The sequence below is a fragment of the Panacagrimonas perspica genome, assembly GCF_004364935.1.
Taxonomy (GTDB): domain Bacteria; phylum Pseudomonadota; class Gammaproteobacteria; order Nevskiales; family Nevskiaceae; genus Panacagrimonas; species Panacagrimonas perspica.
This window is the reverse complement of sequence record NZ_SOBT01000009.1, coordinates 624898-646250: the sequence shown is the minus strand read 5'-3', so window position 1 is coordinate 646250 and position 21353 is coordinate 624898. Positions and strand designations below refer to the sequence as shown.

Genomic DNA, 21353 nt, shown 5'->3' with positions numbered 1-21353 from the left:
CTAGAGAAGCAATTCAACGCGGAGACGCAAAGAGCGCAAAGGAAAAGCGATTCGATCGAACCTCTGTGTCCTTTGCGGTTCTGCGTTGAAAATCCTGTTTCAAGATTCACGCTTCCGGGGCGGTGGTGTCGAGCGGATCTGGAGGCCAGGCATGGTCTCAAGCCCGCACGTAATCGCCCGGCGCGGCGCCGATCGACGGATATCTCTCGCTGCCCGGCGTCTTGGGCGCCGGCTTCTTCTTGCCGTGGCGTTCCGAGGCCCACTTGATCCACAGCTCCCACCAGCTGCCGGTGGTGGCCTTGGAGGCGGCGAGCCATTCGTGCGGATCCTCGGGCAGCACGTCCGCGGTCTGGTACGAGGCCTTGCCCTTGCCCGGCGGGCACACGAGCGTCTGGATGTGGCCGCTATTGACGAGCACGAACTGCGACGGGCCGCCGAGAAGGTTCACCGACTTGTAGCAGGCGTCCCAGGGCGTGATGTGATCCGTGCGACCGGCGACGACGAAGCTCTCGATGTCGACCTTGCTCAGGTCCACCGTCGCATCCGGCAACTGGTAGGTCTCGCCGTTGCCGAGCTCGTTCTTGGCCACCATGTCGCAGAAGTCGTGATGCAGCGCGGCCGGCAGTCGCGTGCTGTCGCTGTTCCAGTACAGCACGTCGAACGCGGCCGGCTTCTGGCCCATCAGGTAGTTGTTGACCCAGTAGTTCCACACCAGGTCATTGGGCCGCAGCCACGCGAACATCTTGGCCATCTCGTACCCGTACAGCACGCCTTCCTTCTCCGAGCGCTTGCGCGACTTGGCCAGGCCGTCCGGCGTCAGGAAGTAGCCCATGTTCGTCTTCTCCATGCCGGAGATGTCGAGCAGGGTGACGTTGAGCGTGAGCGTGTTGACGGTGTCGAGCTTGCCCTGGTCGGCGTAGCGGCCCAGCGCGACCGCCGAGGTCAGGCCGCCGGCGCACAGGCCCTTGAAGCTGACCTTCTTGGCGCCGGTGATTTCCATCGCCGCCTCGTGCGCTTCCTGCAGCGCGCGCAGGTAGTGATCGAGCGACAGGTGCGCCAGCTCCGGTCCCGGATTGCGCCAGCTCACCATGAACACCTGGAAGCCCTGCTTCACGGCGTAGTTCACGAAGCTGTTGCCGGGCGACAGATCGAGCACGTAGTACTTGTTGATCTGCGGCGGCACGATCATCAGCGGGATCTCGAAGACCTCCGCGCTCTGCGGCTTGTACTGCAGCAGTTCGAGCACCTCGTTGCGGAACACCACGTCGCCGGGCGTCGCCGCGACGTTGCGGCCCACTTCGAACGCGGTGCGATCCACCATCGAGATCATGCCGGCGTTGTCCAGACGATCCGACAGGAAATGCTGGAAGCCGCGGATCAGGCTCTTGCCGCGCGTCTCGCGCACGTGCTTGAGCACGACCGGATTCGTCAGCGGGTTGTTGCTCGGCGCCAGTGCCTCGACCAGCATCGTCGACAGGAAACGCGCGGCGGAGGCGTCGCGGCCTTCGAGTTCCAGTTCCTTGACCAGCGCGTAGGCTTCCTGGCTCGCGGCGAGGTACACCTGCACCAGCGCGCCGCTCAGGCCCGAACTCCAGGCGGCGTCGGCGAAGCGCTTGTCGCCGGCGGCGGGCGCAACGGCGGACTTGCCGCGCAGGATGCGCAGGAATTCCTTCGCGAACGCCGCGATGTGGCGGATCGGCAGACCGGGGTTGCCGCGCAGGCGGCCGAGGATGACGAGCGCCAGGCGCAGCAGCTCGGAGCGCGACGGCGGCGACGGAAGGCGGGCCCGTCTCGGCGGGGCCTTGGACTTGGCCATGGGTTCTCTCCTGGATTCTTTCCGGCGCGTCGTTACGCGGCCTTGGGCATCAGCATGACGAGCAGCTCGGCGATCAGCGCCGGCTTGGACTCGTTCTCGATCTCGACCGTGTACTCCTGCGTCAGCAGCAGGCGGCCCTTGTCCTTGGGTGCAGCGGCGACCAGCTTGATGCGGGCGCGCACGCGGCTGCCGGACTTCACCGGCGTCAGGAAGCGCACCTTGTCGAAGCCGTAGTTCAGGATCGCGCCGGCGTCCGCCGGGGCTGCGGGCAGCTCGAACAGCCACATCGGCAGCAGCGAGAGCGTCAGCATGCCGTGGGCCACCGGTCCACCGAACGGGCTCTCCTTGCGCGAGCGCTCCACGTCGGTGTGGATCCACTGACGGTCGCCGGTGCAGTCGGCGAAGCTGTGGATGCGGGGTTGATCGAGTGTCGTCCAGTCGGTCACGCCAAGCTCTTCGCCGACCTTCCCGGCGATGTTCTGCATCGTCAACGCGGACATCGGTTCTCCTCCTCGCTGCATTGAATGGGTGACGCCGGGCGTCCGCTGCTTTTGGCGGACTTTCACGCTATCGGTACCCGGGGCAGTTTACGCCTGCCCATCCGAGTAGGGCTCCCCCCGAACGGATACCGTCCCGGCATCGTACGTCCCCGGCAAAGGTATTGGAGAAAGCGGTGCCCTGCCGATACCGTGCCGCATGGCGGCACACGCCGGGAAAAGTCCCGGTTCCGGATGCGTAATGGAGCAAGGAGAACGCGAGCGATGGCGGCGACGAACGACCGGCTGAGCCTGAAGGTGACCGACGTGCGCTGCGAGGCGCGGGACGTGATGGTGCTGGAGCTGCGGTCGCCGGAGGGCGGGGTGTTGCCGGCGTTCACGGCGGGCGCGCACCTCGAGATCTACCTGGGCAATGGCCTGATTCGCCACTACTCGCTTTGTAACAACCCTGCCGAGCGCGACCGCTACTGCATCGGCGTCGGCCTTGCCCGCGACAGCCGTGGTGGGTCGAGCTTCGTGCATCAGACCTTGCGCGTGGGTTCGAAGCTCGACGTGAGCGCGCCGCGCAACAACTTTCCGCTGGAGCTGGCCGCCGAGGAATGCGTGTTCGTTGCCGGCGGCATCGGCATCACGCCGATCATGGCGATGATCCGGGCCTGTGAGGCGGTCCATAAACCGTGGCGACTGTTCTATTGCGCTAGGAATCGACAGCGGACGGCGTTTTACGAGGATCTGCGGACAATGGCACCCGAGCGCGTCCAGTTTCATTTCGACGATGAGCAGGACGGCCGGCTGTTCGATGCCGTCGCGTCGTTGAAGGACGTTCCCGACACGGCGCACGTCTACACCTGCGGGCCGGGACCGCTGATGAAGGCGGTCGAAGCGGCCACGGCGAGCCGGCCGCAGGATCGCGTCCACTTCGAGTGGTTCACCGCCGCGGCGGTGGATGCGAGCGCCGATCAGCCGTTCACGGTCGTGCTGAAGAATTCCGGGACGTCCTACGAGGTGCCGGCGGGGCGCAGCATTTTGGAAGTACTCGAAGACAACGACGCCGGGGTTCCGTATTCGTGTCGCGAAGGGTTGTGTGCGACCTGCCGGACGACGGTGCTGGCGGGCGAAGTCGATCATCGGGACAGCGTTCTGACGGCCGCGGAGAAGGCGTCGAACAGGGAGATGATGATCTGCGTGTCGCGGGCGAAGTCGAAGGTGCTCGAACTCGAACTGTGATCCCGTAGCCCGGACGAAGTCCGGGATTCCCCTCGAACACGGAGCGCAGCCCCGGACTTCGTCCGGGCTACGGGGGCGATGACCCGCTCCTGCCGTTCGCACCCGCCGCCGCATCACCCGCCTGCGTAGCCCGGGTGCAACCCGGGATGCCCGTTCAATGAGCGAGAGAAACCCCGGGTTTCACCCGGGCTACCCGACCTGCGCCCTCCACACCCGCGCCGCCTGCACCCGCCGCCGGATCACCAGCTTCCGGTACGCGTTCTTCAAATGGAACTTCACGGTGTTCTCGCTCAGGCACAGCCGCTGGGCGATCTCCTTGTTGGAATGTCCGAGGGAGAGCAGCTCGATGGCCTGGCCCTCCCGCGGACTGAGCAGCTCCGGCTCGGTCATGTCCTCTGAAGCGCGCGGCTACGCGGCGACGGTGCGCGGCTCGCCTTCTTCCTTGAGCAGCTTGTCGAGCACCCACAGCATCTTCCCCGGCCCGGCATCGAGCGCGATGTCGATCGTCTTCAGATGCGGACGCTCCTTCACGCGGATGTGCTGCGCCTCGAGTACGTCGGCGTCTTCGCGGAACGCGATGTTCAGCGTGTCGCGCAGCATGTCGCTCAGGCCCGGGAACTCGGTGGCCCGGCTCGCGCCCCACGAGTAGTAGTAGTCCACTGAATCCGCATCGCGCGGCGTGACCGCCTGGCAGGTGTAGGTGTCGGCCACGAGCTGTCCGTTGGAATCGCCCTCGGTCGCGGTGCCGGCGGTGTAGATCGTGAAGTGCATGATCCAGTTGCAGGGCACCGTCATCTGGATCTCGAAGCGCAGGTCGAACAGCGTGCCTTCGGCAAACAGGTGCGCCACGGCCGCCGTCGGCGGCACCTGGCGAACCCAGAAGAAGCTGTTCATGCCGCGTGGTGTCAGCGTGTGCTGCGGCTTGGCCTCCGGATACTTGCGGCTTCCACCGACGGTGTTCTCGTGCACCCACGCCAGGTGGCTGAGATCCGCGAGGTTGGCGATCTCCAGGCGATAGTTGCAGTTGACGCGCATCTTCGACGTGCGGATCACCCAGTCCGGGTGGCTCGGTCCGACGGCGAAGCAGATCAGCTTCGGATCCGCCTTCGCGGCGTCGCCCATCCAGACCCAGATCCAGTCGTCCTTCTCGACGACGGGAAACGCGCGCACGCAGGCGCGCTCCGGAATCACCGACTGTCCCGGAATCTCGGTGCACGCACCGTCGGCCGCGAACTTCATGCCATGGTACATGCAGCGCAGCGAGTCGCCTTCCTTGCGTCCTCGCGACAACGCGGCCTGCCGATGCGGGCAGCGATCCTCGAGCGCGACGATCTCACCGCTCGGCTTGCGATACAGCACCACCCGCTCGCCCGCGATCTCGCGAGCCACCAGGTTGTCACGACCCTGCGTGACCTCGTAGTTCCATCCGGCGCAGTACCACGCGTTGCGTACGAACATGCTTCGTCTCCTCTGTCGTTGTCGGGACGTGCGGCAGCGCGCGGCGCTGACCGTGCCGGCCCGCGGTTCGTGACCGCGGGCGTTCGCCGAATCTTCGACGGCGGGCAAACGAGCGATCACCCTCCGAAACGCACGGCGCGGGCGCGGGCGAACCCGCAGCGAAGCCTCGTCAGCCGGCCGAATGGGGCGGTGACCGCCGTGTCCGTCGGCTCGAACAATCCTCCGAGCAGTACATAACGGAGGAGTGGGACATGAGAATTCGCAAATACGATTTCAACTACGGTCGTCGCGCGCTGCTGGAGAAGGCGGCCCGCGGCGTCACGGCCGCCGGCGTGCTGGCGCCGCTGTGGCCGATCATCGCCAACGGTGGCGACATCACGAAGGCCTATCCCGACGAACTGGTCAGCATCGAGGCCTACACCAAGGGCAAGATCAAGCCGGGCGACATCCTCACGGCCAACAACGTCGAACACGTCAAGGATCTGGTTAGCAGCATCGTATACACGCAGATCCGCGACATGGGCCGCCGCATCCTGATCCAAGAGCCGCTCAAGGACATCACCAAGCTGTTCCCGGCCGACTATCTCGAAGCGACGCTGCGCAACAAGGGCAAGGCGAAGCTCGATGCCGGCGGCAACGTCGTGACGACCGATGGCGGCCCGTGGGTCGGTGGCAATCCGTTCCCGGAGCCCACCTCCGGCTACGAGGCGATGGCCAACATCACGCTGAGCTGGGGACGTCACGACTATTCCCAGTACGCGATCCGCGACTGGGATCTGAATCCCAACGGCGAAGTCGCCTACCAGTACGACTTCATGTGGTGCGAGATGAACACCACCGGGCGGCTGTCCGCCGACGGCCCCGTGTGGAAGGAAAAGAAGGACCTGCTGCGTTACCAGTCCGTGTTCTTCGTGTCGCCCAACGACGTGAAGGGCAGCTCGTTCCTGAATATCTGGAAGTACGACCAGCGTCAGTTCCCGGAACTGTACGGCTACTTCCCGGCGTTCAAGCGCGTGCGCCAGTTCCCCACCAACCAGCGCTTCGAGCCGCTGGTGCCGGGCATCTCGCTGTTTCTCTCCGACGCCTGGGGCTCGGGCGATCCGATGGGCACCTGGGGCAACTACAAGATCCTCAAGCGCACGCCGTTCCTCGGTGCGATGTCACGCAACTGGTACGGCGGCCGTCACGCCAATTGGGAGCGGCCGGTGCACGGCGGTGCGAAGAACCAGACGTTCTTCGACACGGCGATGGAATTCATCCCCGAGTGCCTGGTGGTTGAGAGCACGCCGACGGGCTATCCGCGTGCGCCGGTGAGTCGTCGCGAACTGGTCATCGACGTGCGCAACGGCCTGTTCCCGTCGTACATGACCTACGACCGTCGCGGCAATCCGTGGAAGAACAACTGCCCTTCGTACTCCGTCTACGAAGACGGCAACACGTCGTACAAGGTCAACGGCAAGCCTTCGTGGTCGTTCGCCAGCGTCATGTTCCACGACATCCAGTCCAACCGCATGAGCCGCTTCGTGCAGGCCAAGCAGATCACCGGCGGCTATCCGACGCAGCACACCGACAAGGGCGAGGACGTCTACAACCGCTATCTGACGACGACGGCGATCCAGCGCTTGGGGAAATAAGCAGACGCGTATCGAGGGAGCGTAGCCCGGGTGAAACCCGGGGATGCTGCTCGTCCCTCGATACGCGACGTCGCTATCTGGGGCGAGCGGGCGTCAATTGATCCACCCATGCTGCCGCGCCACCTGCACCGCATCGAAGCGCCGGTGCACGTCGAGCTTCGAGAAGATCCGGTTCCAGTACCACTTCACGGTGCTATCCGAAAGGCACACCGACTTCGAGATGTCCGACGTGCGCATGCCCTGCGCGGAGAGACGGATGATCTCGATCTCGCGCGCACACAAGGTGTCCACCGGCCCGGCGCCCGCCGGCGTCCTGGCCGGAGCGGCGACCACCGGTCGTCCGTGCTGGCTGTCCAGGATTCTTCGGACCTTCTCCTGCAGATCGACCTGCGTTTGCGGAACCGTGTCGCGCAGATGCTCGAGCACCGGAACGATGAACGGCCCCTCGTCGAGCAGCGTGCGAACGAACAGGAAGCGCGGCGTCGCGGTCAGGCATTCGACGACGACGCGGCTCGCAGCTGCGATGTCCTGCGTGCGGGCGACGAGTCCGGCCAGCACCGCCGACAGCCGCGCGACAGAACGTCCGGCGCGACGTGTGCGAGCGAAGCTGAGCCAGCGCCGGATCAGCGCGATGGCATCGCGCAGGTTGCCGTGCGCGGCGGCGTCGCGCGCCCAGATGATCGCGACGGCCTCGTCGGTCATCGTCGGCGTCGTGCCCGGCACCGGCATGCGCGCCTCGTAACCGCGAAGCGCTTCGTCGAGCACCTCGCGCACGGTTTTCTCGCGGCCCGACATCACCATCTGGCGCGCGCGTTCCGCCAGCAGTTGCACCCGCACACGCTGCAGTCCCTTGCGGGCGGCGATGCTCATGCCCGCGTCGAGCGCCGAGGTTGCGTCGTCCGGACGGTTGTCGAGGAAGTCGAGGCGGGACGCGGTGACGAAGCGGGCGATGGCGTGATCGACGAATCCCGATTCGACCGACAGGCTGCAGTGGATCGCCAGCAGGTCACGCGCCTCGACGGTGTTGCCGCGTTCGTAGGCGAGTTCTGCGAGCAGCGCGACCGGCATCGACGAGAGTTTCGATTGCAGTCCGTGCAGCTTGACGGCGCAATCACGGGCGCGCGCCACTGCGATCGTCGCCTCTTCGATGTCGCCGTGCGCCATCAGCGCAAGGCCGGTCGCGCAGTCGTGAAACACCGTTCCGTAGATCGCGCCGCCCTTGATGAAGCGCTCGCGCATGACCGCCGCGGGGCCGGGAATATCCTGGAAATCGTAGTGTTCGCGGCGCGCCATCATCTTCGCGGTGCCGACGGAGGCCACCATGAAGGAATCTTCCGAGGGCGTCTTCTCGTGCCAGCGCTCGCAGTCCTCGACGACCGTCGACAGCTCGTCGCTGAGGACCTTGAGCATCATGCGGCGGTGCGCGAGCTTGCTGATCAGCTCCTGTCGGCGCGCCGGATCCGGATCGGCCGTGCGAGCGGATTCCTGCGCGTCCAGCAGCCGCGTCACCGAGTCCAGCGATTCGCGCGCCTCGTCGAAGCGCCACTCGAGCTGTTCGTGCCAGCTCAGTTCGAGTTGCAGCACCGGCAGCTGGCGCACGCGCTTGGTCGGCAGCATGCCGACGTAGCGCTCGAGCGTGCGGATCTGGCCGGTGGCGAAGAGCTGGGTCGAGGCTTCGTCGAGCAGCGCCGCGGCCTGCGCGATGTCGCCGGCCTGCAGCGCGTGATCGATCGCCTCGGGCACCGACCCCTGCGCAGTCAGCCAAGCCACGGCGCGCTGATGCAAGGTCGCCACGAGATCTGGATGCCGGTCGGTGAGCTGGCGGCGCAGGAATTCCTGGAACAGGTGGTGATACCGGTACCAGTTGCGATGATCGTCGAGCGAGAAGATGAACAGGTTCTGCGACTCGACGGTGTCCAGGATGCTGCGGCTGTTGTCGCGGGCGCACACCGCGTTGGCGAGCCCGGCGTTGAACTGGCGCAGGATCGACGTGAACAGCAGGAACTCGCGCACTTCCGCGCTCTGGCGCGACAGGACTTCGGCGCTGAGCAGTTCGCCGATGCTGCGCGATTCGCCGGAGAACGAATCGAGCACGCGCTGCACGTCGTCCGCGTCGCGCAACGCGATCGACGCGAGCTGTAGGCTGGCCGCCCAGCCCTCGGTCTTCTCGCGGATCAGCGAGACCTGGCTGCGATCGAGCGCGTAGCGGCCCGAACGCCCGAGCAGATCGGTGGCCTCATCGTCGGAGAACGCGAGATCCTCGGCCTGGATCTCGGCCAGATGTCCGAGCGCGCGAAGGCGGCCGATCGGCAGCTCGTTGGCGCTGCGGCTGGCCACCAGCAGGTGCACGCGCGGCAACGTCGCCAGCAGCAGGTCGTTGACGGTGGCGCGCACCTCGGTGTCGGTGATCAGGTGGTAGTCGTCGAGAAACAGGTACAGGTCGCCCTGCAGTGCGGTGAGCTCGTTGAGCAGGCTGGAGCGCAGGATCGACGGCGGCAACGGAACGCCGGAGCGGAGCAGCGAATCGGTGCTCAGGCCGAACTGCGCATCGGACCGGCGGATCGGCTCGATCAGGTGCGCGAGGAAGCGCGCGAGATCGTTGTCGGATTCGTCGAGGCTGATCCAGCCCACCGAGCGTGACCGCCCGAGCAGCGCTTCGTGCACCTGTCCCAGCAGACTGGTCTTGCCGTATCCGGCGCCCGCGACGATCAGCACCAGGCGGCCCAGCGCGCCGTGCACCGCGCGCGCCACCAGCTGCCCGCGCTGGACCGTCCCGCCGCGCTTGGCAGGGGGAATGAGCTTGGTCTGGAGAATGCTCCAGCCCTTGGCTTGATTGCCCACTTCGCCCTCCTCGGGTCGACTCGAATGGGTCTGGCTGGGCCTGAATGTGGCACAGCGCCGCGGGTGCGTCCCGCGGTCGTGCGCGCGGCACAGTCTCCCGCGGCGGGTGCGGGCGGCGTCACCCTCCGAAACGGTCGGTGGCGGGACGGCGGGCCGCTCGGAGCGCCGTCCGGGGCCGACCGTGTCAGGCGGTGCGCGGTGCTGTCGCGGAGAGCCACGCTCGGGCCTCGGGTCGACAGGCCGCCGGCAGCGGCCGCCTCCGCGGCCGCCCACGGACCTGCCTGCCATGACCCCGGTGAAGCGCCTCAGACTGGAAGAACCGCCGGGCGAGGGGCCGGGCAACGAGGCGTCGGCGCGCAGGAACATCGCCGATCTCGTCGCGCGGCTGCGCTTCTCGCCGGAGGAGGGCCACATCTGGCTCGACGACACCCGCATGGTGCTGCTCGACATGCCGGCGCTGACGACCCTGCGGCGCGAACTGGTGACGGAGCTGGGCATCGGCAAGGCGCGCGAGATCCTGATGCGCATCGGGCATGCCTCGGGCACGCGTGCGGCGATCACCGCGATGAAGGTCCGCTGCGACCGCCCGGACATCGACACCTTCCTGGTCGGGCCGCAGCTGCACGGTCTCGAGGGCATGGTGCAGGTCGAGCCGGTGCGCATCGAGGCCGACGTCGAGCGCGGCCATTACTACAGCGAGCTGATCTGGCGTCACTCGGCCGAGGCCGAGGCGCATCTGAGTTCGTTCGGCGTCAGCGCGGAGCCGATCTGCTGGAGCCAGCTCGGCTATGCCTCCGGCTACACCAGCGCGTTCATGGAACGTCCGATCCTGTTCAAGGAAGTCGAATGCGTGGCCTGCGGCGCGCCGCACTGCCGCATCGTCGGGCGGCCGTTGTCGGAATGGGAGCTGTCGGAGCAATCGCATTTCCCCGGCCGCTCGGTGGCACCGCTGCCCAGGGCTGCCGTGGCCGGCAACGAAATGGTCGGCGCATCGCCCGGGTTCGTTGCGGCCTGGCATCTGCTGCAGCGCGCCGCGCCGGTACGCACCTCGGTGCTGCTGCTCGGCGAGACCGGCGTGGGCAAGGAGATCTTCGCCAAGGCGCTGCATCGCGCCAGCCCGCGTGGCGAGCGCGAGTTCTTCGCCGTCAATTGCGCGGCGCTGTCGGAGACGCTGCTCGAAGGCGAACTGTTCGGCGCCGAGCGTGGCGCCTTCACCGGCGCCACGCACAGCCGCGCCGGCTGGTTCGAGGCCGCCAACGGCAGCACGCTGTTCCTCGACGAGATCGGCACGCTGAACCTGTCGGCGCAGGCCAAGCTGCTGCGCGTACTGCAGGAAGGCGAGGTCACGCGCGTCGGCTCCACGCAGAAGCGTCGCATCGACGTGCGCCTGGTCTGCGCCACCAACATGGATCTCAACGAGCTGGTCGCGAAAGGCCAGTTCCGCGCCGACCTGCTGCACCGGATCAACGTCTTCCCGATCCGCATCCCGCCGCTGCGCGATCGTCGCGACGACATCCCCTCGCTGATCGGCCGCTTCCTCGCGCGCTTCAACGAACAGATGGATCGCCACGTCCCCGGATTCACGCCGCGCGCGGTAGATGCACTGCTGCAGTACGCGTTTCCGGGGAACGTGCGCGAGCTGGAGAACATGATCGAGCGGGCCGTCGTGATCGCGCTGAAGGACGAACCCATCGACGTCTTTCATCTGTTCAGCGATCACCGGATTCTCGAGCGCCGCCTGCTCGCGCCGGGTGTCGACGGTCGTCTCGACGAACGTCTGGACGAGGCGGATTCCAAAGGCCTGGACGAACGGCTTGCCGATGAGCTCGTGCAGGTGGCGTCGTTGAAGGACGTCGAGTCCTCGCTGGTCGCGGCGGCGTTGCGGCGTTCGGGGAACAACATTTCGCAGGCGGCGCGGATGTTGGGTCTGACGCGTGCGGAGATGCGGCATCGGTTGCAGCCGACGACGCTGCGCGGCCACTGACCGTAGCCCGGGTGAAACCCGGGGTTCCTTTCCGATTTGCGAGAAAGCCCCGGGTTGCACCGGGGCTACGGGAGCGAGTCACGGCCACGCGCATCGCCCCACTCCGACCATAGCCCGGACGAAGTCCGGGATTCCCCTTCGATCTGCGAGAAAAGCCCCGGACTTCGTCCGGGCTGCGGTGGCGAATTACAGCCAAGCGCTTCGCGCACCCGGATACGAACTGGTCTCGGACAACCACGCTCTCGCACACGCGTCTGCAAACCGCGACATCGCCCCACGCGGACTCCCACACGAAATGAAGCACTTGCCTCACACGCGCCGACGCACAGCGCGCTTGGCACACCCGGTGCAATCCATCGCGCACCGCAAGCGCAACCCGATGGCATCCGCACGAGGTCGCGCTGCATCCACCGAGGAGGAGTACGCGATGAACGACCTGAGCACCCCGAGCTTCATTTCCGAGCACGACCGCGCGCTGCGCGCGTTCGACCTGTCCGCCGGCCCCGATGAATCCATCATCGCCAAGGCGCGCGGGTTGCGGCCGTTGATCAAGGCCAACGCGCAGGCGAGCGAGGACGGTCGCCGTGTCGTGCAGGCTTCGATCGACGCGCTGCACGAGCAGAACCTGTTCCACGTCTCGGTGCCCAAGCACCGCGGCGGGCAGGGCGCGTCGTTCCGCACGTTCATCGAGACCGTCGCCGAAGTGGGCCGCGCCGACGGTGGCACCGGATGGGCCTGCTGCCTGCTCAACGTCTGCACGTGGTTCGCGACGTTGTTCTCCGATCGCGCGCAGGACGAAGTGTTCGGCCCCACGCCGCGCGCCCGCGTCTGCGGCATCTTCACGCCGGCCGAGAAAGGTGAGCGCGTCGAGGGCGGCTATCGCGTGTCCGGCATGTGGCATTACGGCTCGGGTTCGCTGCACGCGGACTGGGGCGCGCTGGGCATCCGCATCGGCACGCGCGCCGACGGCTCGCCGGAAGTGGGCCTGGCGCTGATCCCATTCACGGACCTGACGATCAAGGACACCTGGTACGTGGCCGGCATGCGTGCGTCGGGCAGCAACACGCTGGTCGCCGACGACATCTTCATTCCGGAGCATCGCGTGATGCGCTTCGAGGACATGGCCGCGGGGGACTACTCGCGCACCTACGCCGACGAGAACAACTACCACGCGTCGTTCGTGCCGGTGGCGGCGATCGTGCTCGTCGCCGCGCAGCTCGGCCTCGCCCGCGCCGCGATGGATGCGACGCTCGGATCGGGCGCGCGCAAGGCCGTCAGCTACACGATCTACAACCAGGCCTCGCAGTCGCCGCCGCACCAGATCAAGACCGCCGAGGCGATGTGCGACATCGACCAGGCGCATCTGCTGATCGCGCGCGCCTGCGCCGACATCGACTACGCCGCGAGCCAGCGCCAGAAGCTCGAGCTGGTGACGCGCGCGCGCATCCGCATGGACACGGGCCGCGCCGCGCAGCTGTGTCGCGGCGCCATCAACATGCTGCTGAGCGTCAACGGCGCCGGCAGCTTCGCCAACGTGAATCCGCTGCAGCGCATCTGGCGCGACAGCGAAGTCGCCAGCCGCCACGCCTTCGTGCTGCCGGAGTTCGCCAGCTTCATCTACGGGCGCGTGCTGTTCGGCGTTCCGGATCTGGTCCAGCCGTTCTAAGGGGAGACAGACCATGCACAAGCTCATCGCGCTGTATCACCCGCCGGCGGATCGCGAGCAGTTCGCACGTCACCTGGTGAACGTGCACCTGCCGATCGTCGCGCGCTTCCCCGGCCTGCTGTCGCTGCGCCATGGCCTGCACGTCGCTGCCGGCGACGGTGCGAGTCCGTACGCGGCGGTCGTCGAATGCGAATTCGCCGACGAAGCGTCGATGCAGGCGGCACTGGCTTCGCCCGCAGGACAGGAAGCGGGCGCCGACGTGCCGAATTACGCGCAGGCCGGCGTCACGATCCTGACCTTTCCCAGCGTCGACTCGGTGGCACGCCGATGACGCCGAGCACGAGGAACCTTCCCATGGGCAAGGACATCGGCGCCGTCGTCGCCAACGACATGGCGCAGGACTTTCGCAGCGCGATGCGGCGGCTGGCCACGACCGTCAGCGTCATCACCTGCGTCAACGAAGGCGAGCGGCACGGCATCACGGCCACTGCGGTGACGTCGGTATGCGCCGAGCCCGCGTCGCTGCTGGTGTGCATCAACAACGCCACGCGTTTCTACCAGCAGCTTGTCGCCAGCAGCACGTTCTGCGTGAACATGCTGCGCACCAGCCAGGTCGACCTGTCGCAGGCCTTCGGCACGCGCGGCGGCGGTCTCGAGCGTTTCGGCATCGGGACCTGGGCGCAGAATGAAGATGGCGTGCCGTACCTGGTCGATGCGCAGGCCAACGTCTTCTGCACCGTCCGGAATGTCACCCACTACGGTACTCATGGCATCTTCATCGGCGAGGTCTCGGCAGTGCTGTGCGCCGACGAGATCGCGCCGTTGATCTACCAGGATGGCCGCTACGCACGCACCGCGGAGATCGCCGCATGAACATCGAAACGCCCAGCCGCAACACCACGAGCCAGGCATCGTCCCCGAAGGCCCGCGTCGCCGCGGACCCGGGAGACATCCGCTACTTCTCCGAGGCCGCGTCGGCCGAGGTCGTCAACGCGCGCATGGGCGCGAACGCCGATCCGCGCCTGCGCCAGGTGATGACCAGCGTCGTGAAGCACCTGCACGAGGTCATCAAGGAAGTGGAGCCGACGCACGACGAACTGATGGCGGCGATCCAGTTCCTCACCGACACCGGCCACAAGTGCAACGACTGGCGCCAGGAGTTCATCCTGCTCTCGGACGTGCTCGGTGCCACGATGCTGGTCGACGCGATCAATCACCGGCGCCCCGGCGGCGCCACCGAGAATACGATCCTCGGTCCGTTCTTCGTGCCCAACTCGCCCAAGCGCGCCAACGGCGACGACATCTGCCTGGATCACAAGGGCGAGCCGATGCTGGTGGAAGGTCGCGTGCTGGATACGCAGGGCAAGCCGGTGGCCGGCGCGAGCATCGAGGTCTGGCAGACCAACGACGACGGCTTCTACGACGTGCAGCAGAAGGGCGTGCAGCCGGACTGGAACCTACGCGGCAACTTCACGTCGGACGCCGACGGTCGCTACTGGTTTCGCAGCGTGCGTCCGCGTTTCTACGCGATCCCGGACGACGGTCCGGTCGGCAAGCTGTTGGGCCGCATCGGTCGCCACCCGAACCGGGCCGCGCATATGCACCTGATGGTCAACGCGCCGGGCCACGAGCCGGTGATCAGCCACATCTTCGATCCGGATTGTCCGTATCTCGACCAGGACACGGTGTTCGGCGTGAAGTCCTCGCTGATCGCGGACTTCCAGCGCGTCGAGGATCGTGCGGAGCGCGAGCGCCACGGATTCGCGGGTCCGTTCTGGCGCGTCCATTGGGACCTGATCGTGCTGCCGCTGCCGGCGTCGGATCGCAAGTGAGCGTAGCGCTTCCTGCGATCGCCGACTTCACGTACCAGGCGTCGGCGACGCGCGTCGTGTTCGGCGCTGGGAGCCTGTGCTCGCTGCGCAGCGAGATCGAACGGCTCGGCCGCAGCCGCGTGCTGCTGATCACCACGGCCGGGCGCCGCGACGACACGCGTGCCATCACCGAGCTGCTGGGTGCGCTGTGCGTCGCGCACTTCGGCGACGCGACGATGCACACGCCGGCGGACGTGACGCAGCGTGCCTGCGAGGCGGCGCGGGCTGCGAATGCCGACCTGCTGCTGACCTTCGGCGGCGGATCGACCATCGGTCTTGCCAAGGCGATGGCGCTGCAGCTCGACCTTCCGATCGTCGCGATTCCGACGACGTATTCCGGATCCGAGATGACGCCCGTCTTCGGCATCACGGAGCAGGGCGTGAAGCGCACCGGTCGTGACGATCGCGTGCTGCCGCGCACGGCGATCTACGACGTGGATCTCACGCTCGGCCTGCCGGTGGAGGTTTCGGTTGCCAGCGGTCTGAACGCCATCGCGCATGCGGCCGAAGGACTCTACGCGCGCGATGGAAGTCCGCTGACGAGCCTGATGGCCGAGGAGGGGATTCGCGCGCTGGCGTCCGGTCTCGTTGCGCTGCGTGCACGTGCTGATGATCTTGCGGCAAGAACAGCCTGCCTGTATGGCGCGTGGCTGTGCGGTGCAGTGCTCGGCAGCGTCGGCATGGCGCTGCATCACAAGCTTTGCCACACGCTGGGCGGCAGTTTCAATCTGCCGCACGCGCAGACGCATGCGGCGCTGCTGCCGCATTCGATCGCGCACAACGCGGCGCACGCGCCCGAGGCGATGGCGCTCCTGTGCCGGGCGCTCGGCGTGACGCATGACGCCGGCGGCGCGCTGCATCGGTTGAACCTGACGTTGGGGATCACGACGGCGCTGAAGGACCTGGGATTGCAGCAAGCGGACCTCGCGCGCGCGGCCGATCTCGCCGTGCAGAACCCGTACTGGAATCCGCGACCGATCGAGCGCGGGCCGATTCTCGCGTTGCTGGAGAACGCGTGGAGCGGGGCTGTGCCGGTCGCGCTGGATCCGGCGGCGCTCTCGAAGGAGGCCCGGGCATGAGCAACAACGTCCCGCAGGATTCGGAACCGATGAACGCACTGCTCGCGCGCGAGGTCGAGCGTGGCCGTGCGCTGGTCGAGCAGGACTTCGATCGCCTCGCAGATCTGTTTGATGACGATCTGGTCTACGCCCACACATCGGGTGTCACGCAGAACCGCACCGAGTACCTGGCCTACGCGCGCGAGGTCTTCGAATTCCTCGAGGTACGTCGTGGCACGCTGAAGATTCGATCTCTCGCGGACGACGTCGCCGTGATGAGCGGCCCGATGACCTATGTGTTGCGTCGGCGTGGAGAGAGCGAAACGCAGGTGCTCGAAGCGGTTGCGATGCAGGTCTGGACGCGTCGCGACGAGACGTGGCGCATGGTCGCGTTCCAGGCGACGCGCAAACCGTAGCCCGGACGAAGTCCGGGGTTCCCCTCGTTCAACGAGGGGGCATCCCGGGTTTCACCCGGGCTACGTGGGCGTGATTCTTGACGCGGCCAAGCCCGAGTGAGTCAGCGCCCGTAGCCCGGGTGAAAGCCGGGATCTCACTCGCAAAACGATTTCAAACCCCGCTCGACCGCCACCGACACCGCCTGTCCTACCCCACGCACATCGTGGCGCGCCCACGGCGGCCTCGAGCTGATGAACCAAGGTCATCACCAGGCGTGCGCCGCCATTCGGATTCACTTGCGGCGCGTCGACGCGAAAACCGTAGCCCGGACGAAGTCCGGGATTGCGCTATCAATTCGAGGGGGTGCCCGGATCAGGGGCTTCCCGGACTTCGTCCGGGCTACGGGCGCCGATTCACTTCGAGACCGACCGCGTCGAGATCAACGCCAACGGCGCTGCTCGCGAAACGAACTCACACCCGCTCCACCGCCATCGACACCCCCTGTCCCACCCCCACGCACATCGTGGCGAGCCCCCGTCGTCCGGCTGTGGCTTCGAGCTGATGAACCAAGGTCATCACCAGACGCGCGCCGCTCATGCCGAGCGGATGCCCGAGCGCGATCGCGCCGCCATTCGGATTCACCTGCGGCGCGTCGTCGGCAAGGCCGAGCAGGCGCAACACCGCGAGCGACTGGCTTGCGAACGCTTCGTTGAGTTCGATGACGTCGAACGCGCGGATCGCCAACGACAACCGCGCGAGCAGCGCCTGCGTCGAAGGCACCGGCCCGATCCCCATCAATTGCGGCTCGACACCCGCGCTCGCCGCGCCGAGAAAACGCGCGCGCGGACGCAGGCCGAATCGATGAGCGGCTTTCTCTGTCGCCAGGATCATCGCTGCCGCCCCGTCGTTGATGCCCGACGAATTCCCGGCCGTCACCGTCGAGCCAGGTCCGAACAGCGGCTCGAGCCGCGCCAGCCGTTCGAGCGTCGTGTCCGCACGCGGGTGCTCGTCTTCGTCGACGACAATGGCGTCCTGCCCGCGACGTGTAGCCTGAAGGCGAACCGGCACGATCTCGTCGCGGTGAAAGCCGGATTTTCGCGCCGCCTGCGCGCGCGCCTGGCTGCGCAGCGCGAACGCATCCTGATCTTCGCGATTGATGCGATAGCGCTCGGCCACATTTTCGGCCGTGCGCGGCATCGGGTCCACGCCGTAGGACGCGGCCATCGCGGGGTTCACGAAGCGCCATCCCATCGTCGTGTCTTCCAGCTTCGCGGCGCGCGAGAACGCTTCGCCAGGCTTGCCGAGCACGTACGGCGCACGACTCATTGACTCGACGCCGCCGGCGATGCCGATCTCGATCTCGCCACCACCGATCGCGCGCGCGATGCCCGCGACGGCATCCAGTCCCGATGCGCACAGACGGTTCACCGTCACGCCCGGAACGCTCGCCGGCAGCCCGGCCAGCAGCAGGCTCATGCGCGCGACATTGCGGTTGTCTTCGCCGGACTGGTTGGCGCAGCCGAGCATCACTTCCTGCACGGCAGCCGGATCGAGTTGCGGATTGCGTTCGAGCAGCGCGCGCAGCGGCAGCGCCGCGAGATCATCGGCGCGGACCGTCGCCAGCGCGCCGCCGTAGCGGCCGATCGGCGTGCGCACCGCGTCGCAGATGAAGACCGGGATCATCGATCGTCGCGTTGTGGATCAGCTGCGTCCGTCGCGTAACGCCGCGAAACCCACCATCCGTCGCAGCGCCTCGAATTCCAGACCCTCGACGCATTCCGCCACGCGCACGCCGTTGCGATCGATGTCGAAGATCGCCAGATCCGTGTACACGCGGCTCACGCAGGCCAGGCCCGTGAGCGGGTAGGTGCAACGCTCGACCAGCTTGCACTCGCCGCCGCCGGTCATCAGTTCCATCATCACGACGATGCGGCGTGCGCCGACCGCGAGGTCCATGGCGCCGCCGACGGCGGGAATCGCGCCTTCCTTGCCGGTGTGCCAGTTGGCGAGATCACCCGTCACCGACACCTGGAATGCGCCGAGCACGCACAGGTCGAGATGCCCGCCGCGGATCATCGCGAACGAATCGCCGTGGTGGAAGAACGAACTGCCCGGCAGCTGCGTCACCGGCTGCTTGCCGGCGTTGATCAGTTCCGGATCCTCGTCGTCGACATCCGGAGCGGGCCCCATGCCGAGGATGCCGTTCTCGCTCTGCAGCACGATCTCGCGATCGGCCGGCAGATGGTTGGCGACCAAGGTTGGCAGCCCGATGCCGAGATTCACGTAGGCGCCGTCCGCGATGTCCTGCGCCACGCGTGCCGCCATCTGTGCGCGATCGAGCCGCTTCATGCCGCGACTCCGAGCGCGCCGGCCCCCGCGGCGCCGTCGATCTTCACGACGCGCTGCACGTAGATGCCCGGCGTGACGATGACTTCCGGATCGAGTTCGCCCAGGATCACGACCTGCGTCACCTGCGCGATCGTGCAGCGCGCCGCGGTGGCCATGATCGGTCCGAAATTGCGCGCCGCCTTGCGATAGACGAGGTTGCCCCAGCGATCTGCGCGATGCGCCTTGATCAACGCGAAGTCGGCGTGGATCGGCAGCTCGAACACATAGTCGCGATCGCCGATGCGTCGCGTCTCCTTGCCCGTCGCCAGCGGCGTGCCGACACCGGTGGGCGTGTAGATGCCGCCGAGGCCCGCGCCGGCCGCTTCGATGCGTGCGGCGAGCGTGCCTTGCGGCACCAGCTCGAGTTCGATCTTGCCGGCGCGATAGAGCGCATCGAAATGATGCGAGTCGGACTGGCGCGGAAACGAGCAGACGACTTTCGCGACGCGTCCGGCCTTCAGCAGCGCGGCTAGGCCGTGTTCGCCGTTGCCGGCGTTGTTGCTGATGATCGTCAGGTCGCGTGCGCCCTGTTCGATCAGCGCATCGATCAGCTCGTCCGGCATTCCGGCCGTGCCGAAGCCGCCGACGAGAACGCGGGCGCCGTCGAAGACATCGGCGACGGCCTGCAGCGCGGTCGCCACGGACTTGTCGATCACCGGAAGACTCCGACGGAACGAGGGGTCAGGCCGAGAGCTTGCCGGCGCGCTTCGCCGCATGCGTGGACAGCGCATCCATCAGCGGCGGGTTCAGGCAGTCGTAGGGTGCGAGGCCAAGTTCCTGCAGCCGCGTGCGGACACCCGTCATGCCGTCCGGCGCGAAGCCCGACTCGATGATGGAGGACACGAAGGCAGCGAAGCCCGGCGCACTCCAGCCGGCCTGCGCCGACAGTTCGGGGTGGATGAAATCCAGGCCGAAGAAAGCGTGCGCGGAATTCTCGATGCGACCGAAGAGATGCGTGCCGCAGTCGCGGCAGGCATGACGCTGGATCGTCGCGACCGGATCGACGATGGCCAGCTTGTCGCCATTCGCGAGCACCGAGACCTTGTCGCGCGGCACGACCGCGACCATCGAGAACAGCGCGCCCTCGGGCTTCCAGCACTTGGTGCAGCCGCAGACGTGGTTGTGCGCGCAGTCGCTCGCCACGTTGATCTGGACGCGCCCGCTCGCGCAACGGCATTCCAGGGTGCCACCAGCGAATCCCGCGACGCCGGCTTTCACGCCCTGGTCGACGGAGGGATGAATGCGGGGGGTCGCCATGATGCGGTGCTCCTGGTGCGGGATCAGAGGTGTCGGAAGTCGCACGGGCCTCGTGATGCGGCGGGCCGGTGTCGTCGAGGGAAAGCCTAAGACCGCACACGCATGTCGCCACCGCCCGAAAAGATCGGAGTGACGACTGACCCAAAAGGCCGGTGCATCGACGCGCGCCGATTCGCTACGGTCAGGCGATGCTGGTGCCGGCGGCTTCTTCGCGCGGCGCTCATCGATCTGCGGCCTACCGACGACACTCCGATGCAAACCAACTCCCGATTGCGCCTCGCGGTGACCGACGTGCGCTGCGAGGCGCGGGACGTGATGGTTTTGGAGCTGCGGTCGCCGGAGGGCGGGGTGTTGCCGGCGTTCACGGCGGGCGCGCACCTCGAGATCTACCTGGGCAATGGCCTGATTCGCCACTACTCGCTTTGTAACAACCCTGCCGAGCGCGACCGCTACTGCATCGGCGTCGGCCTTGCCCGCGACAGCCGTGGTGGGTCGAGCTTCGTGCATCAGACCTTGCGCGTGGGTTCGAAGCTCGACGTGAGCGCGCCGCGCAACAACTTTCCGCTGGAGCTGGCCGCCGAGGAATGCGTGTTCGTTGCCGGCGGCATCGGCATCACGCCGATCATGGCGATGATCCGGGCCTGTGAGGCGGTCCATAAACCGTGGCGACTGTTCTATTGCGCTAGGAATCGACAGCGGACGGCGTTTTACGAGGATCTGCGGACAATGGCACCCGAGCGCGTCCAGTTTCATTTCGACGATGAGCAGGACGGCCGGCTGTTCGATGCCGTCGCGTCGTTGAAGGACGTTCCCGACACGGCGCACGTCTACACCTGCGGGCCGGGACCGCTGATGAAGGCGGTCGAAGCGGCCACGGCGAGCCGGCCGCAGGATCGCGTCCACTTCGAGTGGTTCACCGCCGCGGCGGTGGATGCGAGCGCCGATCAGCCGTTCACGGTCGTGCTGAAGAATTCCGGGACGTCCTACGAGGTGCCGGCGGGGCGCAGCATTTTGGAAGTACTCGAAGACAACGACGCCGGGGTTCCGTATTCGTGTCGCGAAGGGTTGTGTGCGACCTGCCGGACGACGGTGCTGGCGGGCGAAGTCGATCATCGGGACAGCGTTCTGACGGCCGCGGAGAAGGCGTCGAACAGGGAGATGATGATCTGCGTGTCGCGGGCGAAGTCGAAGGTGCTCGAACTCGAACTGTGATCCCGTAGCCCGGACGAAGTCCGGGATTCCCCTCGAACACGGAGCGCA

At 66.9% G+C, this 21353-nt stretch carries 19 protein-coding genes; 10 read left to right on the top strand and 9 right to left on the bottom strand.

The window, feature by feature from the left end; genetic code table 11:
• Positions 1-157: 157 nt before the first annotated feature.
• Positions 158-1816 (bottom strand): alpha/beta fold hydrolase, encoded by a 1659-nt coding sequence (locus DFR24_RS14445; RefSeq protein ID WP_133882098.1) that lies wholly within the window; start codon positions 1814-1816, stop codon positions 158-160.
• A 32-nt stretch (positions 1817-1848) separates the two neighbouring features.
• Positions 1849-2316: a MaoC family dehydratase gene (locus tag DFR24_RS14440; RefSeq protein ID WP_133882097.1), complete on the bottom strand. Its 468-nt coding sequence runs from the start codon at positions 2314-2316 to the stop codon at positions 1849-1851.
• A 261-nt stretch (positions 2317-2577) separates the two neighbouring features.
• On the opposite strand from DFR24_RS14440, the gene DFR24_RS14435 reads away from it, so the two are divergent.
• A complete protein-coding gene (locus DFR24_RS14435) occupies positions 2578-3540 on the top strand; it encodes a PDR/VanB family oxidoreductase (protein ID WP_133882096.1) in 963 nt (320 codons plus the stop codon).
• A gap of 189 nt (positions 3541-3729) precedes the next feature.
• Here the strand turns inward: DFR24_RS14435 and DFR24_RS14430 are convergent, their stop codons facing one another.
• Both DFR24_RS14430 and DFR24_RS14425 read right to left on the bottom strand, forming a co-directional pair.
• Complete coding sequence (locus DFR24_RS14430; protein WP_133882095.1) at positions 3730-3930, bottom strand: response regulator transcription factor; 201 nt, start codon at positions 3928-3930, stop codon at positions 3730-3732.
• Between the two features lie 18 nt (positions 3931-3948).
• Positions 3949-4998, bottom strand: coding sequence for an aromatic ring-hydroxylating dioxygenase subunit alpha (locus tag DFR24_RS14425; protein ID WP_133882094.1), 1050 nt, complete (start codon positions 4996-4998; stop codon positions 3949-3951).
• 251 nt (positions 4999-5249) lie between these two features.
• Here DFR24_RS14425 and DFR24_RS14420 point away from each other — a divergent pair, with 251 nt between their 5' ends.
• A complete protein-coding gene (locus tag DFR24_RS14420; protein WP_133882093.1) occupies positions 5250-6632 on the top strand; it encodes a DUF1329 domain-containing protein in 1383 nt (460 codons plus the stop codon).
• A 93-nt stretch (positions 6633-6725) separates the two neighbouring features.
• Here the strand turns inward: DFR24_RS14420 and DFR24_RS14415 are convergent, their stop codons facing one another.
• Entirely contained in the window at positions 6726-9473 is a 2748-nt protein-coding gene (locus DFR24_RS14415) for a helix-turn-helix transcriptional regulator (protein WP_162851217.1), read from the bottom strand.
• A 286-nt stretch (positions 9474-9759) separates the two neighbouring features.
• Between DFR24_RS14415 and DFR24_RS14410 the strand changes: the two genes are divergently transcribed.
• The 7 genes from DFR24_RS14410 to DFR24_RS14380 all read left to right on the top strand — a co-directional run bounded on the left by DFR24_RS14410 (position 9760) and on the right by DFR24_RS14380 (position 16468).
• Positions 9760-11457: a sigma-54-dependent Fis family transcriptional regulator gene (locus DFR24_RS14410; protein ID WP_133882091.1), complete on the top strand. Its 1698-nt coding sequence runs from the start codon at positions 9760-9762 to the stop codon at positions 11455-11457.
• A gap of 427 nt (positions 11458-11884) precedes the next feature.
• Positions 11885-13123 carry an acyl-CoA dehydrogenase family protein gene (locus DFR24_RS14405; RefSeq protein WP_133882090.1) on the top strand — a complete coding sequence of 413 codons (1239 nt, stop codon included), beginning with the start codon at positions 11885-11887 and terminating at the stop codon, positions 13121-13123.
• Positions 13124-13136: 13 nt separating this feature from the next.
• The gene (locus DFR24_RS14400) at positions 13137-13454 is read left to right on the top strand and encodes an EthD family reductase (protein WP_133882089.1); all 318 of its coding nucleotides are present in this window, start codon (positions 13137-13139) and stop codon (positions 13452-13454) included.
• Between the two features lie 23 nt (positions 13455-13477).
• Entirely contained in the window at positions 13478-13996 is a 519-nt protein-coding gene (locus DFR24_RS14395; RefSeq protein ID WP_210772595.1) for a flavin reductase family protein, read from the top strand.
• On the top strand, positions 13993-14955 hold the full coding sequence (locus DFR24_RS14390) for an intradiol ring-cleavage dioxygenase (RefSeq protein ID WP_133882088.1): 963 nt from the start codon (positions 13993-13995) through the stop codon (positions 14953-14955). The genes DFR24_RS14395 and DFR24_RS14390 overlap by 4 nt, the downstream gene beginning before the upstream one ends.
• On the top strand, positions 14952-16073 hold the full coding sequence (locus tag DFR24_RS14385) for a maleylacetate reductase (protein ID WP_246051665.1): 1122 nt from the start codon (positions 14952-14954) through the stop codon (positions 16071-16073). Before DFR24_RS14390 ends, DFR24_RS14385 begins: the two co-directional genes overlap by 4 nt.
• The gene (locus DFR24_RS14380; protein ID WP_133882087.1) at positions 16070-16468 is read left to right on the top strand and encodes a nuclear transport factor 2 family protein; all 399 of its coding nucleotides are present in this window, start codon (positions 16070-16072) and stop codon (positions 16466-16468) included. Before DFR24_RS14385 ends, DFR24_RS14380 begins: the two co-directional genes overlap by 4 nt.
• Positions 16469-16919: 451 nt before the next feature.
• On the opposite strand, the gene pcaF is transcribed toward DFR24_RS14380, so the two are convergent.
• From pcaF to gfa, 4 genes are read right to left on the bottom strand one after another with little or no spacing between them, the layout of a single operon-like run.
• Complete coding sequence (pcaF, locus tag DFR24_RS14375) at positions 16920-18131, bottom strand: 3-oxoadipyl-CoA thiolase (protein WP_133882086.1); 1212 nt, start codon at positions 18129-18131, stop codon at positions 16920-16922.
• An 18-nt stretch (positions 18132-18149) separates the two neighbouring features.
• Complete coding sequence (locus DFR24_RS14370) at positions 18150-18797, bottom strand: 3-oxoacid CoA-transferase subunit B (protein ID WP_133882085.1); 648 nt, start codon at positions 18795-18797, stop codon at positions 18150-18152.
• Entirely contained in the window at positions 18794-19492 is a 699-nt protein-coding gene (locus DFR24_RS14365) for a 3-oxoacid CoA-transferase subunit A (RefSeq protein ID WP_133882084.1), read from the bottom strand. Before DFR24_RS14365 ends, DFR24_RS14370 begins: the two co-directional genes overlap by 4 nt.
• A gap of 25 nt (positions 19493-19517) precedes the next feature.
• Positions 19518-20093, bottom strand: coding sequence for an S-(hydroxymethyl)glutathione synthase (gene gfa / locus DFR24_RS14360; RefSeq protein ID WP_133882083.1), 576 nt, complete (start codon positions 20091-20093; stop codon positions 19518-19520).
• Positions 20094-20345: 252 nt separating this feature from the next.
• Between gfa and DFR24_RS14355 the strand changes: the two genes are divergently transcribed.
• Complete coding sequence (locus DFR24_RS14355; protein WP_133882082.1) at positions 20346-21305, top strand: PDR/VanB family oxidoreductase; 960 nt, start codon at positions 20346-20348, stop codon at positions 21303-21305.
• Positions 21306-21353 lie beyond the last annotated feature (48 nt).

Excerpts from the sequence above, each read along its gene's own strand:
- DFR24_RS14445 (WP_133882098.1), bottom strand. The coding sequence starts at position 1,816 with ATGGCCAAGTCCAAGGCCCCGCCGAGACGGGCCCGCCTTCCGTCGCCG.
- DFR24_RS14440 (WP_133882097.1), bottom strand. The coding sequence starts at position 2,316 with ATGTCCGCGTTGACGATGCAGAACATCGCCGGGAAGGTCGGCGAAGAG.
- DFR24_RS14435 (WP_133882096.1), top strand. The coding sequence starts at position 2,578 with ATGGCGGCGACGAACGACCGGCTGAGCCTGAAGGTGACCGACGTGCGC.
- DFR24_RS14430 (WP_133882095.1), bottom strand. The coding sequence starts at position 3,930 with ATGACCGAGCCGGAGCTGCTCAGTCCGCGGGAGGGCCAGGCCATCGAG.
- DFR24_RS14425 (WP_133882094.1), bottom strand. The coding sequence starts at position 4,998 with ATGTTCGTACGCAACGCGTGGTACTGCGCCGGATGGAACTACGAGGTC.
- DFR24_RS14420 (WP_133882093.1), top strand. The coding sequence starts at position 5,250 with ATGAGAATTCGCAAATACGATTTCAACTACGGTCGTCGCGCGCTGCTG.
- DFR24_RS14410 (WP_133882091.1), top strand. The coding sequence starts at position 9,760 with ATGACCCCGGTGAAGCGCCTCAGACTGGAAGAACCGCCGGGCGAGGGG.
- DFR24_RS14405 (WP_133882090.1), top strand. The coding sequence starts at position 11,885 with ATGAACGACCTGAGCACCCCGAGCTTCATTTCCGAGCACGACCGCGCG.
- DFR24_RS14400 (WP_133882089.1), top strand. The coding sequence starts at position 13,137 with ATGCACAAGCTCATCGCGCTGTATCACCCGCCGGCGGATCGCGAGCAG.
- DFR24_RS14395 (WP_210772595.1), top strand. The coding sequence starts at position 13,478 with ATGGGCAAGGACATCGGCGCCGTCGTCGCCAACGACATGGCGCAGGAC.
- DFR24_RS14390 (WP_133882088.1), top strand. The coding sequence starts at position 13,993 with ATGAACATCGAAACGCCCAGCCGCAACACCACGAGCCAGGCATCGTCC.
- DFR24_RS14380 (WP_133882087.1), top strand. The coding sequence starts at position 16,070 with ATGAGCAACAACGTCCCGCAGGATTCGGAACCGATGAACGCACTGCTC.
- pcaF (WP_133882086.1), bottom strand. The coding sequence starts at position 18,131 with ATGATCCCGGTCTTCATCTGCGACGCGGTGCGCACGCCGATCGGCCGC.
- DFR24_RS14370 (WP_133882085.1), bottom strand. The coding sequence starts at position 18,797 with ATGAAGCGGCTCGATCGCGCACAGATGGCGGCACGCGTGGCGCAGGAC.
- gfa (WP_133882083.1), bottom strand. The coding sequence starts at position 20,093 with ATGGCGACCCCCCGCATTCATCCCTCCGTCGACCAGGGCGTGAAAGCC.
- DFR24_RS14355 (WP_133882082.1), top strand. The coding sequence starts at position 20,346 with ATGCAAACCAACTCCCGATTGCGCCTCGCGGTGACCGACGTGCGCTGC.